Source organism: Delftia sp. DS1230 (assembly GCF_040112715.1).
Classification (GTDB): domain Bacteria; phylum Pseudomonadota; class Gammaproteobacteria; order Burkholderiales; family Burkholderiaceae_C; genus Comamonas; species Comamonas tsuruhatensis.
Genome location: NZ_CP157763.1, coordinates 3235791 through 3250686, shown reverse-complemented (window position 1 = coordinate 3250686; position 14896 = coordinate 3235791). Strand labels below are relative to the sequence as shown.

Genomic DNA, 14896 nt, shown 5'->3' with positions numbered 1-14896 from the left:
TGATTTCATGGATGAGGGAGTGTGCAACGGTTCGGTCCCCCAGTCCCACGCCGGCCTGCGGAGCTCTCTAGGGTTTGCCCGGGCCAGCCTTCAGCAAGTGTGCTTGCAGACGATAGAGGAAGGGTGTTTGTAGGATTTGTCTTATCCATTGTTCGCCTGCCGCGTGCCGAAATCCATTTATCCTCGCGCTCTGCTCCACATGGCCTGTACTGCCCTTTCCGGTGAACCTGCCATGGGGCTGGCAACGAGCGGTTCCGTGCTCCTGGACCGATTTCCCGTGACCGCCTATTCCGCCTTAGCCGCTCCATGTCAGTTTTTGCCCAGCGCACGCTTGTAGCCATCCGGGCCGCCTGGCCAGCCGCAACCGTCATGGCGGTGGGCATGTGCCTGAGCGCTGTGCTTGCCTTGCAGCAGCAGCGGGCGCTGGAGCGTATCGACCTGCAGCGCCATACCCAGCAGGCCCAGTCGGCCCGCCAGGCGCTGGAGATGCGCCTGGATGCCTACGCGGTCATGGTCCAGCATGTGGCCAACCAGCTGGCCGCCTCTCCCGAGATGGGGCAATCGGCCTTCGCGCGCATGGCGCAGGCGCTGCGCATACAGGCGCAGCCGGGCATGCAGGCGCTGTCCTTTACACGGGCCGCAACGCAGCGCGGTCTGCCCGGCCAGGATCAGGCCTTCACCGCCCGGCCCGGGCCCCACTATTTCTTCATCGACTATCTCTGGCCGCTGGAGGGCAACGAGTCCATTGCCGGCCTGGACATGCACGACCGCCCCAGCCTCATGGCCAGCATGGTGCGCAGCCGCGACAGCGCGGCCGCCGTGGTCTCGGCACCGTTTGCGCTGAAGCAGCCCGGCGAGCATGCCACCGCCGTGCTGGTGCGCGCGCCTGTCTTTGCGCTTGTGGACCACCAGTCCCCGGACGGGGAGGCCGCGCAGCCGCTGTTTCTGGGGACTGCCGACGTCAGCGTGCGCGTGCACGACCTGGTGCAGGACCTGCATGAACGCGGCTTTCTGCGCCGGCTTGCGCTGGCCATGCATGACGCAGGCCCGACCTCGCCCCTGCCGCCGGCCGGCATATCGCCGCTGCCGCTGTACCTGGGCGCGGCCTGGCCGGAGCGCGGGCAGGAGGCGGCCGGCATGGGCGACACCGGCCAGGTGGTGCTGGAGCAGACGCTGCAGGCCCAGGACCGGCTGTGGCGGTTGAACTTCATTCCCATGGGGACGGCCCTGTCCTGGACCGAGCGTGTCCAGCCCCTGGTTCTTTTCGCGCTGGGCATGCTCGTGTCGGCCCTGCTGGCGTCGCTGGCGGCAGCCTGGTGGCGGCGCCATCCTTCCAGCTGGGCCCAACTGCGCGCCTCCTCCCGCAGCATGCGTGAGAGCGATGCCCGCTTTCAGGCCCTGTTCGAGCAGGCTGCCGTGGGCGTGGTGCAGGTCGATGCGGCCAGCGGCAACGTCCTGCATGTGAACCGCAGGTACTGCGACATTACGGGCCATGAGGCGCAGCAGCTGTGCCAGCGGCCCCTGCTGGCCCTGTTGGCGGCCGAAACCCTGGAGGGCGACCGGGTGCTGCTGCAGGAGCTGACGGCGGGCCAGCGCGGGGCGCTGCAGATCGAGCGGCAGCTGCGGCGCCGCGACGGCACCCTGGTCTGGGTGGAGCTGCATATCTCCGCGCTGGGCCATGGCCCGTCCCGGCGGCTGATGGCGCTGGTGCAGGACATCAGCGCGCGGCGCCACCTGCAGCAGATGCAGCGCGATGGATCGCGCCATCTGCGCATGGTCATCCAGCGCCTGCCTCTGGGCCTGGCCATGCTTCAGGACGACGGCCGCTTCGCCTACTGGAACGAGGAATTCATGCGCCTGGCGGGCCACGGTGCCACGGCCGGCATGGATGGTGATGGCTGGTGGTGCAACATGTGTCCCGATGAAGCCCGCCGCCTGCGCATGCAGCGCCGCTTCGAGGCCGCGCAGGCGAGGGCGCGCGTGGCACAGAGCCTGCACAGCGGCGAGTCCGACAGCTGCGGCACCCTCAACTGCGAGGAATACCAGCTCATGGGCAGCGATGGCCGCACGCGTTCCGTATCGATAGGCGGCATGCTGCTGGACGAAGGCTGCCTGCTGATCCTGCAGGACCAGAGCCAGCGCAAGACCGCCGAAGAGGAAATCCGCCGCCTGGCCTTCCACGACGCGCTCACCGGCCTGCCCAACCGCCGCCTGCTGGTGGACCGGTTGCAGCAGGCGCTGGCCTCCAGCCGCCGGCGCGGGCGCTGCGGCGCCGTCATGCTGCTGGACGTGGACAACTTCAAGGCCTTCAACGACAGCCTGGGGCTGGAGCTTGGCGATGTGCTGCTGCGCATGATTGCCGAGCGCCTGGCGCAGTCCCTGGGGCCCGAGGCCACGCTGGCCCGCCACAGCGGCGATGACTTCGTCGTGCTGCTGGAGGACCTGGGCAAGGACTCCATGCATGCGGCCTCGCAGCTGGAAGGCGAGGTCCAGCGCATGCGTTCGCTGCTGCAGCAGCCGCTGCAGTTGGCAGGCCAGTCCTGCCACATCACGATGAGCATTGGCGCCAGCCTGTTCGGCGAGCAGGAACTGAGCGCCGACGAGGTGCTGCGCCGCGCCGAAATGGCCATGTACCAGGCCAAGGGCATGGGGCGCAACACGCTGCAATTCTTCGATCCGCAGTTGCAGGCCGTGCTGCGCTCGCGCACGGCCATGGAGCAGGAAATGCGCGAGGGCCTGGTGCGCAGCCAGTTCGTCCTGTACTACCAGCCGCAGATGGCGCACGGACGCATCGTGGGCGCCGAAGGCCTGCTGCGCTGGAACCACCCGCGCGAAGGGCTGGTGCCGCCCTCGCTCTTCGTCTCGCTGGCCGAGGAGACCGGCCTGATCCAGCAACTGGGCGAATGGGTGCTGGGCGAGGCCTGCAGGCAGCTGGCGCAATGGGCGGCGGACCCCGAAATGGCCTGCATGGTGCTGGCCGTCAACGTCAGCCCGCGCCAGTTCCACCAGGCGCGCTTCGTGGAGCAGGTGCTGCAGGCGCTCAAGGAGCACGGCGCCAACCCGCGCCTGCTCAAGCTGGAGCTGACCGAAAGCCTGCTGCTGGCCGACGTGGACGACACGGCCGCCAAGATGGCCACGCTCAAGGCCCACGGTGTCGGCTTCTCGCTGGATGACTTCGGCACAGGCTATTCCTCGCTGGCCTATCTCAAGCGCCTGCCGCTGGACCAGCTCAAGATCGACCGCAGCTTCGTGCGCGACGTGCTCAGCGACCCCAACGACGCGGCCATTGCGCGCACCATCGTCGCCCTGGGCACCAGCCTGGGACTGCAGGTCATCGCCGAAGGCGTGGAAACCGAGGCGCAGCGCCAATTCCTCGAAGACCAGAGCTGCCACGTCTGGCAGGGCTACCTGCTCAGCCCGCCCGTGCCCGTGCGCAGCTTCGAGGCCCTGGTGCGCGAGGCCGCCCCCTTGCAGCGCCCCCCGGCCTTGAGCCCCGCATGCCTGACCCAGCCGGCGCAACACCGGCCCGAAGTGGCGGAATGCACGGACGCCAGCACGGGGCCAGAGGTCCCTTCAAACCATTCTTGACATTCGCAGCGGCCCCGCCCGGGCCGCTTTCCATTCTTGAGAGGGGGTGGCGCGCGGTATCATCCCGAGCTGCCTTGTTCTTTCCCCACCTCCTTGTTTGTCCGTTCGCCGCGGACCGCTTTGTGCCTGCATCGTGCGCCTGAATTCCATCAAGCTGTCCGGCTTCAAGTCCTTCGCCGAGCCCACCAACTTCATGCTGCCGGGTCAACTGGTGGGCGTGGTGGGCCCCAACGGCTGCGGCAAGTCCAACATCATGGATGCGGTGCGCTGGGTGCTGGGCGAGAGCAAGGCCAGCGAGCTGCGCGGCGAGTCCATGCAGGACGTGATCTTCAACGGCACCACGCACCGCAAGCCGGCCAGCCGCTCCAGCGTGGAGCTGGTGTTCGACAACAGCGACCACCGTGCGGGCGGCCAGTGGGGCCAGTTCGGTGAGATCGCCGTCAAGCGCGTGCTCACGCGCGAGGGCAACAGCAGCTACTTCATCAACAACCAGGCCGTGCGCCGCCGTGACGTGCAGGACGTGTTCCTGGGCACGGGCCTGGGCCCGCGCGCCTACGCCATCATCGGCCAGGGCACGATCAGCCGCATCATCGAGTCGCGCCCCGAGGAGCTGCGCCTGTTCCTGGAAGAGGCCGCAGGCGTGTCCAAGTACAAGGAGCGCCGGCGCGAGACCGAGAACCGACTCTCGGCCACCACCGAGAACCTCACGCGCGTGGAGGACATCCTGCGCGAGCTCAACAACAACCTCGACCGGCTGGAGAAGCAGGCCGAGGTGGCGGCGCAGTACAACGCGCTGCAGTCCCAGGTCACGCTCAAGCAGCAGCAGCTGTGGTTTCTCAAGCGCGCCGAGGCCGAGGCCGAGCAGGACCGCGTGCGCGTGGAGGGCCTGAAGGCCGTCAACGAGCTGGAAGAGCGCATGGCCGACATCCGCAACAACGAAAGCGGACTCGAAACCCTGCGCCAGGCCCACTACGACGCCAGCGACCAGGTCAACCAGGCCCAGGCCAAGCTCTACGAATCCACGGCCGAGGTCGGCAAGCTGGAGGCCGAGATCCGCTACGTGCTCGAAGGCCGCCAGCGCGTGCAGCAGCGGCTGCAGCAGCTGTCCGAGCAGGTGCTGCTGTGGAACAGCCGCCGCGAGGAGGCCGAAGCCGAAATCGAAAATCTCGACGGCGCCGGCATGGATGCCGAGGAACAGGCCGAGATGCTGGCCGCCCAGGTCGAGGAGCAGAGCATGCGCCTGCCCGACCTGGAAGAGGCGCTGCGCAATGCCCAGAAGGCCGATGCCGACCAGCGCGCCAGCGTGGTGCAGGTGCAGCAGCAGATCCAGGTGCTGGCCGCCGAGCAGCGCAGCCTGGACGAGCAGCGCCGCCAGTTCGAGACCCGCTTCGAGCGACTGCGCGCCGACCGCAATGCGCTGGAGACACCCGACGAGGCCCGCCTCAACAATCTGCAGTCCCAGCTGGACGAGGCCCGCGAACTGGCTGAAATGGCCGATGCCGTGCTCAACGAGCTGCAGGACTCCGTGCCCCAGCTCGATGAGGACCGTCGCACGCGCCAGCAGGCCGTCAATGCCGAGGCCGCGCGCCATGCCGACCTGTCGGCGCGGCTGGAAGCCCTCAAGGTCCTGCAGGAAAAGGTCAAGACCGACGGCAAGCTCCAGCCCTGGCTGGCCAAGCACGGCCTGGACGGCATGCAGGGCCTGTGGAGCCGCATTGCCATCGAGCCCGGCTGGGAAAACGCGCTGGAGGCCGCGCTGCGCGAACGCCTGGGCGCGCTGGAAGTGGGCCGGCTCGACATGGTGCGCGGCTTCCTGGGCGCAGGCGGGCACGATGCGCCCCCCGCGCGCCTGGCCTTCTTCAGCCCGCCGCAGGGCGCCCCCGCGCCCGCGCCGGGGCGCTGGCAGCACCTGTCCGATCTGCTGCGCGTGAACGATGCCGGCCTGCGCGCCGTGCTCGGCGACTGGCTGCAGGACTGCTACACGGCGCCCACGCTGGAAGAGGCGCTGTCGCGCCGCGGCGAGCTGCGGCCCGGCGAGACGGTCTATGTGCCCACGGGCCATGCCGTCAGCAGCCACAGCGTGAGCTTTTATGCGCAGGACTCGGAGCAATCCGGCCTGCTGGCACGCGCCCAGGAAATCGAGCACCTCGAAAAGGAAGTGCGCGCCCAGGCGCTGATCTCCGATGAATCGCGCACGGCCCTGGTGCGTGCCGAAAGCGCCTATGCCGAGGCCTCGCAGCGCCTGGTCAGCGCCCGGCGCGAGGCCAGCGAATCGCAAGGCCGCGCCCATGAGCTGCAGGTCGAGACCCTGCGCCTGTCGCAGCTGGCCGAGCAGGCCCGCGCGCGCAATGCCCAGATCAGCGCCGACCTGGCCGAGGTCGAGGCCCAACTGTCCGACATCGAGGAGCGCCGCGTGGCGGCCGAAGCCCGCTTCGAGGAACTGGACATGCAGCTGGCCGACAGCCAGGAGCGCCATGCCCAGCTGGGCGACAAGGTGCTGGAGTCCGAGCGGCGCCTGAACGAATCGCGCGAGCAGCTGCGCACGCTGGAGCGCCAGGCCCAGGAGGCCACCTTCTCGCGGCGCAGCCTGGAGGCGCGCCGGGGCGAACTCAGCCGCACCATAGAGACGGCCAGCCAGCAGGCCCGCTCGCTGGCCGACGAGCAGCAGCGCGCGCAGGACGAACTCACGCGCCTGACCGATGCCGCCGCCCAGGGCGGCCTGCAGGACGCGCTGGATCTGAAGATGCAGCGCGAGCAGGCCGTGGCCGCGCGCCGCAGCGAATATGACGACCTGACCAACAAGCTGCGCGCCAGCGACGAACGCCGCCAGCAGCTGGAGAAGGCGCTGGACCCGCTGCGCCAGCGCATCACCGAATTCCAGCTCAAGGAGCAGGCCGCGCGCCTGGGCCTGGAGCAGTACTCCACCTTGCTGGAGGAGGCCGGTGCCGACCTGGCCGCCGTCTCCCAGTCCATTGCCGAGGCCAATGTGCGCATGCACGGCCTGCAGGGCGAGATCGACCGGCTGCACCGCGAGATCGCCGCCCTGGGCGCGGTCAACCTGGCGGCGCTGGACGAGCTGAAGCTGGCGCGCGAGCGCAAGACCTTCCTTGATGCGCAGACCGAGGACCTGACCCAGGCCATGAACACGCTGGAAGATGCCATCCGCAAGATCGACGCCGAGACGCGCGAGCTGCTGTCGGGCACCTTCGAGACCGTGAACGGGCATTTCGGGCGCATGTTCCCCGAGCTGTTCGGCGGTGGCCAGGCCAAACTGGTGATCACCGGCGATGAAATCCTCGACTCGGGCGTGCAGGTGATCGCGCAGCCGCCCGGCAAGAAGAACCAGACCATCCACCTGCTGTCCGGTGGCGAAAAGGCGCTGACGGCGATTGCCCTGGTCTTCGCCATCTTCCAGCTCAACCCGGCGCCGTTCTGTCTGCTGGACGAGGTGGACGCGCCGCTGGACGACGCCAACACCGAGCGCTATGCCAAGCTGGTGGCCAGCATGAGCAAGGGCACGCAGTTCCTGTTCATCAGCCACAACAAGATCGCCATGGAAATGGCGCAGCAGCTCATCGGCGTGACCATGCAGGAGCAGGGCGTGTCCCGCATCGTGGCCGTGGACATGGAGTCCGCGCTGTCCATGGCTGAGCTATCCTGAGCATGTCCGCAACCTTCCGAACCCATTTGCTGGAACGACGTTTCATTCCTTCATTCCATGAGTAACCTGCAAATCAGTCTGGCCGTCCTGGGCTTTGTGGTGCTGGCCCTGATCATTGCCTACAACAGCTGGTCCGCACGCCGCAACGCACCCAAGCGCGCTGACCCCGTCGAAGAGGCGCAGCGCGATCCCTCGCGCCATGAACCCGGCATGGACACCGTGGGCCACGGCCCGGACCTGACGCACAGCCTGCGCGAGCCCGTGCTGGGCGACTTCGGCACCGCAGCCCCGGGCCAGAGCCCTGCCGCCGTGGACCGCTTTGCCGAAACCGATGCCGAACTGGCCCATCTGGTCCAGCTCGAAGAGCAGCAGCGCCAGGCCGAGGCCCAGGCCGCTTTGGCGGCCAAGGCAGCCCAGGCGGTGCAGACCGCGCAGGCTGCCCATGCCCTGCAGGCGGCTGAAGACGCCAGCGCATCGGCACCCGCATCTGCGTCAGTGCCTGCGCCATCCCCGTTGGCACCGCAGTCCATCGAGCCTTCCCTCAACGACGCGGCCCTGACCAGCGCTGCGGCCAGCCGGCCGGGCCTGGATGCGCTGATCGATGCCATTGCCCCCGTGCAGGTCGGCCAGGCCGTGCCTGGCGAACTGGCGCTGCAGGCCCAGCCGGCCACGCGGCGCGCGGGCAACAAGCCGTTTGCCATCGAAGGCATGAACCAGTCCACCCACCAGTGGGAGCCGCTGCAGCCCGGCCAGCGCTACCTGGGTTTCCAGGCCGGCGTGCAGCTGGCCAACCGCACGGGTGCGCTCAACGAGATCGAGTTCTCCGAGTTCGTTGCCAAGGTGCAGCGCTTTGCCGACGCGCTGGGCGCCACGCCCGACGTGCCCGACATGCTGCAGGAAGTGGCGCGTGCGCGCGAGCTCGACCAGTTCGCCAGCGAGCACGATGCCCAGCTCACCTTCATGCTGCGCGCACGCCAGGCCTCCTGGAGCGCGGGCTATGTGCAGCAGAACGCATCGCGCCAGGGCTTTCTGCCGGGCTCCATGCCCGGGCGCATGGCCCTGCCTTCGCCCACGCCCGGCATGCCGCCGGTGCTGGTGCTCAACTACGACCCGCAGGCGGCCATGGCCGACGACCTGGACACCTCGGTGGTGCGCGAGTTCCTGCTGAGCCTGGACGTGCCCCAGGTGCCGCGCGGCGAGCAGGCCTTCGTGCAGCTGCGCCAGGTGGCCGAGCGCCTGTGCCAGACCATGGATGGAGTGCTCTGCGACCAGAACGGCTACCTGCTGCCGGCCATGGCGCTGGACCCCATCCAGCACGACCTGGAACAACTCTATGACAAGCTCGACAGCCGCGAGCTGTCGGCGGGCTCCATGCTGGCGCGGCGACTGTTCAGCTGACGCGGCGCGGTGCCCCTGGTGCACAACAGGCTCCTGGCCTCAACCCCATGAACGACAATCTGGATCTCTTCTCCGGCGCAGCCCCCGCGGCGCCGGAGTCCGGGGCCGCCCCCGACAAGGTGCTGGCCAAGGTGCAGGCGCTGCGCGCCCAGCTCAACCAATGGGCACATGAGTACTACGTGCTGGACACGCCCACCGTGCCCGACGGCGAGTACGACCGCGTCTTCCAGCAATTGCAGGCATTGGAAGGTGCCTACCCCGAACTGGTCACCCCGGACTCGCCCACGCAGCGCGTGATCGGCGCCGTGCTCGACGGCCTGATGCCCGTGCGCCATGCCGTGCCCATGCTCAGCATCCGCACCGAGACCGACAACGAGGCCACGGGTGCCGAGGCCTTCGACGCACGCATCCGCAAGGAGCTGGAACTGGCCGAAAGCGCACCGCCCGTGGAATACGTGGCCGAGCCCAAGTTCGACGGCCTGGCCATGAACCTGCGCTACGAGAATGGCCGCCTGGTGCAGGCCACCACGCGCGGCGACGGCGAGGTGGGCGAGGACGTCACACACAACATCCGCACCATCCGCAAAATTCCGCTGTCCCTTCCCGAAGGCAAGGGCGTGCCGCCCGTGGTCGAGGTGCGCGGCGAGGTCTACATGGGCCGCGCCGACTTCGTCCGGCTCAACGAACGCCAGCAGGCCGCCGGCGGCAAGAGCTTTGCCAATCCGCGCAATGCGGCGGCAGGCTCGGTGCGCCAGCTGGACTCGGGCATTGCGGCCCAGCGCCCGCTGTCCTTCTTCGCCTATGGCCTGGGCGAGATCACGCCGGCCGCGCAGGGCGGCCCCGACTTCGGCACCCACTACGCCATGCTGCAGACGCTGCGCGACTGGGGCTTCCCGGTGGCGCCCCAGGTCTGCATTGCCAAGGGCGCGGCCGAGCTGGTGGCCTTCCACCAGCGCATGGGCGCCGAGCGCGCCACGCTGCCCTACGAGATCGACGGCGTGGTCTACAAGGTCAACAGCCTGGCCCAGCAGCGCCAGCTGGGCTTTGTCTCGCGCGAGCCGCGCTGGGCCGTGGCCCACAAGTACCCGGCCGAGGAAATGCCCACGCGCATGGAAGGCATCGACATACAGGTCGGCCGCACGGGCAAGCTCACCCCCGTGGCGCGCCTGGCGCCCGTGGCCGTGGGCGGCGTCATCGTCACCAATGCCACGCTGCACAACCTGTTCGAGATCCGCAAGAAGCGCGTGCGCACCGGCGACACCGTGGTCGTGCGCCGCGCCGGCGATGTGATTCCCGAAGTCGTGGGCCGCGTGCCCGGCGACCGGCCGGCCTATGTGCCCAACTTCCGCATGCCCGCTGCATGCCCCATCTGCGGCAGCGCGGTGTCGCGCCCCAAGGGCGAGGCCAACCACCGCTGCACGGGCGGCCTGTTCTGCCCGGCGCAGCGCAAGGAGGCCATCCTGCACTTCGCCGCGCGGCGCGCCATGGACATCGAGGGCCTGGGCGACAAGCTGGTGGACCAGTTGGTGGACGGCCATGTGGTGCGCACGCTGCCCGACCTCTACCGCCTGGGCCTGGTGGCCCTGGCATCGCTGGACCGCATGGCCGAGAAGTCGGCCCAGAACGTGCTGGATGCGCTGGAGAAATCCAAGAAGACCACTCTGTCGCGATTCCTCTTCGGCCTGGGCATCCGCCAGGTCGGCGAGTCCACGGCCAAGGACCTGGCCCGCCATTTCGGCCAGCTGGACGCCATCATGGACGCCAGCGTCGAGCAACTGCTGCAGGTGCGCGACGTCGGGCCCATCGTGGCCGAGAGCATCCACACCTTCTTCGCCCAGCCCCACAACCGCGAGGTGGTCGAGCAGTTGCGTGCCTGCGGCGTGCACTGGGAAGAGGGCGCGGCGCGCGAGCAGACCGCCCAGCCCCTGGCCGGCATGACCGTGGTGCTCACCGGCACGCTGCCCACGCTGGGCCGCGACCAGGCCAAGGAGATGCTGGAGGCCGCTGGCGCCAAGGTCTCCGGATCGGTCAGCAAAAAGACCAGCTACGTGGTCGCGGGCGCCGAGGCCGGCAGCAAGCTGGCCAAGGCCGAGGAACTGGGTGTGCCCGTGCTGGACGAGGCCGGCATGCTGGCCCTGCTGGCGGGTGACCCCCCTGCTGCAGCCTCAGCGGAGCAGGGCTGATGGCGCTGAGTCCGCGCAAACCCGTGGTCGGCCTGGCGCTGGGCAGCGGGTCGGCGCGCGGCTGGGCGCATTTCGGCGTGCTGCGCGCGCTCGAGGATGCGGGCCTGCGGCCCGACATCATCTGCGGCTCGTCCATCGGCGCCCTGGTGGGCGCCTCCTATGCGGCCGGTGAAATGCAGCGCTTCGAGGAATGGGTGCTGGGCCTGGGCATGCGCAAGGTCTTCGGCTTCATGGACTTCAACATCGCGGGCGGCATGCTCAAGGGCGAGAAGCTGATCTCGTTCTGGCGCGAGCATTTCGTGGACTCGGCCATCGAGGATCTGAAGATTCCCTTCGGCGCCGTGGCCACCGACCTGCATTCGGGTGCCGAGGTCTGGCTGCGCAAGGGCTCCATCGCCGATGCCGTGCGCGCCTCCATCGCGTTGCCCGGCCTGTTCACGCCCGTGCAGCGCGAAGGGCGGCTGCTGGTCGATGGCGGCATCGTCAACCCCGTGCCCGCCTCGCTGGCGCGCGCCATGGGCGCGGACATCGTGATCGCGGTCGATCTCAATGCCGACATCATGCGGCGCCACATGCGGCCGCTGGCGCCCGCTGCCGCCATGGCCGCTGCGCCGCCGCTGGAGGAAGCCCCGCCCGCCGTGGAGCAGGGCGTGGCGCCCGAGGACCTGTCGGGCCAGGCCAGCGCCGTGGCCGGCTCGGCCTGGATGCGCCGGCTGCAGCGTGGCGTGATGGGGTGGATGCCCGGCCACCACCGCGATGAGGCAGGCCGCGAGACCGAGCCCCCGCCCCGGCCGCCTTCGCTGCTGGACGTGGTGATGACCAGCGTCAACATCATGCAGATGCGCATCACGCGCAGCCGCATGGCGGGCGACCCGCCCGAGCTGGTGATCGCCCCGCGCCTGTCCCACCTGGGCCTGCTGGACTTCCACCGCGCCCGCGAGGCCATCGACGAAGGCTACGAGGCGGCGCAGGCCGCGCTTCCGGGCCTGCGTCACTGGGGTCTGTGAGGCCCCGGGGAACGCGCCCTATGCCGCCTGGGCATCCCAGGCCGCCTCGCGCTCCACTGCTGCCGCGCTGCGGTCTGCGTTGGCCGCCGCGCCACGCGAAGGCTGCAGCCGTTGCATCAATGCAGCCGGATCCAGGCACTGGATCAGCGGCAGGCCCGCGCCGGCATGCACCAGCTCCCGCACCAGGGCCGGCGTCGTGGAGGCCACGCTGAGCATGGGCGATTCCACCAGCGCGCTGGCCGGCAGCCGGTGCACGCCTTGCAGCGCGCTGACCAGCAGCCCCACGCGCAGGCCGCCGTGCTGGACCACGATGACCTGCGACTGCTCGGTGACCACGCCGGGCCGGCCCTGCAGCAGCGCGGCCAGGTCGAACACCCAGACATAGCCGCTGACGCTGCCCTGGCTGCGCCGCGCCAGTGCACCCACGCAAAACGGCAGCCGCCCTGCCGCCACGGGCGAGATGGCGCTGGCGGGCAGGGCCTCGCAGACATCGCCCGCGCGCAGGGCCAGCAGGCTGGCGCCCACGTAGAAGCTGGCCAGTTCCACCGGCGCATCGCCGCCGCCGTGCGCGGCGAGCGCACGCGCGACAGGACGCGAGCCATCCAGCCGCGTGGCCGGCGCCAGGCGCAGGGCGCGGTTGCGCGCATCGGCATGCACAGGGCCCAGCCGCTGCAGGCTCAGGCTGACGAGGCCGGCCAGTGTGTCCTCCGTTGCGCTTTCCTTTGCATCGCGTGCCGCGCCCTGGTCCAGCCGGAACTCGCGGTAGCCTCGCCCGGCGGCCATGCCGACGATGCAGTAGTGGCCTTCGATTTCCTCGATGCTGCTGCGTACCTCTCCATCGGCCAGCGTTGCCAGCCCGGCCACGCCTTCTATGCAACTGCCCAGCGGCCGACCGCCGTGGCTGGCGGCGATGATGCGGCCGTCGCGTGCCACGTAGAAAGCCTCCATCGGCAAACGGGGCAGGCCGTGGTCTTCGGGGCCGGCGTCTTCGGACTGCTCCGGTGCAGCGGCCTGCAGCATGGCCTGCAGTTCTCGGCGCGTGTGGAACAGCAGGGCAATGCCGCCGATGGCGGGGCCCTGATCTGCGCCCTGCCCATGCCCATGTCCATTGGTGGTTGAGGGGGCGCGCAATGCGGCGTGGTAGACGTGGACGGGCAGGCCCCCATCGTCCAGCTCCTGCACGTGATAGGCCTGGGCATCGCGCAGCGCCATGGTGGCCTGCAGTGCCGAGGCCTGCACGCGCACGCCGGGTGACAGCGGCAGACCGGGTTCGTCCTCATGGCTGCAGGCCAGCACCAGGCCCTGGGCGTCATACAGCGCAATGCGCGCATAGACGGTGTACAGCGCATTGAGCTGCTCCAGCAGACGCTGCGCGGCGTCGTGTGCCTGTACCGACAGGGCCAGGCAGCCGCTGTTGTCTTGCAGCACTTTCTGCAGGCCTGGCGTCAGGGCCCACCAGCGGCAATCGTTGGCGCGTTCGTAGAGATTGCGCTCCAGCAGGTCCATCAGCAGCCGGTTCAGCGTGGTGTGCTCCTGCAGCCGCGTGGACAGCGCCGTCTCGTGCAGGCCGTGGATGGCGCGCGTGAACACGGCATGGGTCAGGTCGCCGGTCTCGCTCATCTGCTCCAGCACGGCCTGCAGCGGGTCCGGGTGGGCCGTGCCCTGCACGGGGGACTCCGGCGCCTGGCTGGCAGCCAGCACCTGGCCGTTCCAGACCACGCGGCGTATGTCGTCGGCCGCGCGTGCCATGGCGTGCAGGGGCGGGCAAAAGCCCCGGGACTGGGCCATCAGTCCTTCGGCGATGGCAGGCTCCAGTGCCTGCAGGACCTGCGGCCTTTGCTGGGTAGCGAAGGCCAGGTCCAGCGGCGCCATGACCTGGGTCTGCCAGCCCTCGGGGCCCGCATAGCCCTGGTAGGGCAGGGCGCGGGCCGTACGCACCAGATAGGTGCGGCCGGCGTGGATCAGCGGCTGCACGGCATCGCCGTGGTGCATGGGCACGCGGCTGCCGGGGGCGATCCAGTGGTCATCGCTGCTGGCAATGACCACTCCAGCCGCATCCAGCAGCAGTCCCACCTGGGCGCGCGGCCCGCCCGAGGCAAAGATGGCCTGCATCTCGGCCGCGAAGTCGAAGCTCAGGCACAGCACGCCGAGCACCGCCATGGTGCGTGGATGCAGCAGGCGCTGCGCGTAGATCAGGCGGTCTGCGCCGGGCAGCACGCAGCTGGCGCCGAAATGGCTGACATGGCCGGCCTGCTGCAGGCACTGCTGGAACCAGCCCTCGGCGCAGGGCGGCAGCGGCTTGTCGCCTGCCTGGGCGCGTGCGCAGACCTGGCCCTGGGTGTCCAGCAGCAGGATGTCGTCGTAGACCGTGTACTTGGCACGGTAGGCCTGCAGGTGCAGCTGCAGCGGAGCCTGCCAGGCGTGCAGGCCGCCCGCGGCCATGTCCAGCAGGATGTCGCCATCGCCGAGCTGGGCCATGGCCTCGCACAGCACGGAATCGGCGGCCAGGAAGCCGACATCGGCCGTGCGCTCGTAGAGGCTGCGCACCAGCAGGTCGATGGCATGGCTGGACTGCATGCCCAGCTGGGCCATGGCTTCCTGCGCGGACTGGGCCAGCTGCGACTGCAGCAGGCCTTGCTCCAGCTGCTCCAACCCCTGGCGCGTGTCGGTCAGCATGGACACCAGGGCCTGTCCCTGCTGCGAGGCCTGCATGCGGGCCGAAGCCTCGATGAGACGCCACATGAGCCGGATCTCGCGCAGGTCGGCGGCGTTGCGGTTGAGTTCCCGCAGGTGGGGAAGAATCAGGTCGGTGGGCAGGGATGTGGCCATGGGGCGCTCCGCAGTCAGGTTCAGGTTTGGTAAACCAACTTTTCCGCTCAGGGAAAAGCCCTATGCAAAGAGCAAGAAGGAGGCCAGTTTGTGACTAAATGTGTCTGCAAGGTGACATAGGGGTGACGGACCGCCGCCTGCTCCACGCCCGCAGCCCGTCCGGTGCCACACCGGGGCATGGCCCGGCATCACCGCAGTGCGTACGCCGGCGCCGTGCAGCACGGTGGTGC

General features: G+C 69.4%; 6 protein-coding genes. 5 read left to right on the top strand and 1 reads right to left on the bottom strand.

Annotated features, from left to right (window positions below):
• The first annotated feature begins 306 nt into the window (after positions 1-306).
• The 5 genes from AAN986_RS14520 to AAN986_RS14500 all read left to right on the top strand — a co-directional run bounded on the left by AAN986_RS14520 (position 307) and on the right by AAN986_RS14500 (position 11837).
• A complete protein-coding gene (locus tag AAN986_RS14520; protein ID WP_047218130.1) occupies positions 307-3588 on the top strand; it encodes an EAL domain-containing protein in 3282 nt (1093 codons plus the stop codon).
• A gap of 133 nt (positions 3589-3721) precedes the next feature.
• Positions 3722-7249, top strand: coding sequence for a chromosome segregation protein SMC (gene smc, locus AAN986_RS14515; protein WP_047218129.1), 3528 nt, complete (start codon positions 3722-3724; stop codon positions 7247-7249).
• Positions 7250-7306: 57 nt separating this feature from the next.
• On the top strand, positions 7307-8647 hold the full coding sequence (locus AAN986_RS14510; protein WP_016445918.1) for a cell division protein ZipA C-terminal FtsZ-binding domain-containing protein: 1341 nt from the start codon (positions 7307-7309) through the stop codon (positions 8645-8647).
• A 47-nt stretch (positions 8648-8694) separates the two neighbouring features.
• Positions 8695-10830: an NAD-dependent DNA ligase LigA gene (gene ligA / locus AAN986_RS14505; protein WP_349335281.1), complete on the top strand. Its 2136-nt coding sequence runs from the start codon at positions 8695-8697 to the stop codon at positions 10828-10830.
• On the top strand, positions 10830-11837 hold the full coding sequence (locus AAN986_RS14500; protein WP_016445920.1) for a patatin-like phospholipase family protein: 1008 nt from the start codon (positions 10830-10832) through the stop codon (positions 11835-11837). The genes ligA and AAN986_RS14500 overlap by 1 nt, the downstream gene beginning before the upstream one ends.
• 18 nt (positions 11838-11855) lie before the next feature.
• Here AAN986_RS14500 and AAN986_RS14495 read toward each other — a convergent pair whose 3' ends face one another.
• A complete protein-coding gene (locus AAN986_RS14495) occupies positions 11856-14666 on the bottom strand; it encodes a chemotaxis protein CheW (RefSeq protein WP_047218127.1) in 2811 nt (936 codons plus the stop codon).
• Between the last annotated feature and the right edge of the window lie 230 nt (positions 14667-14896).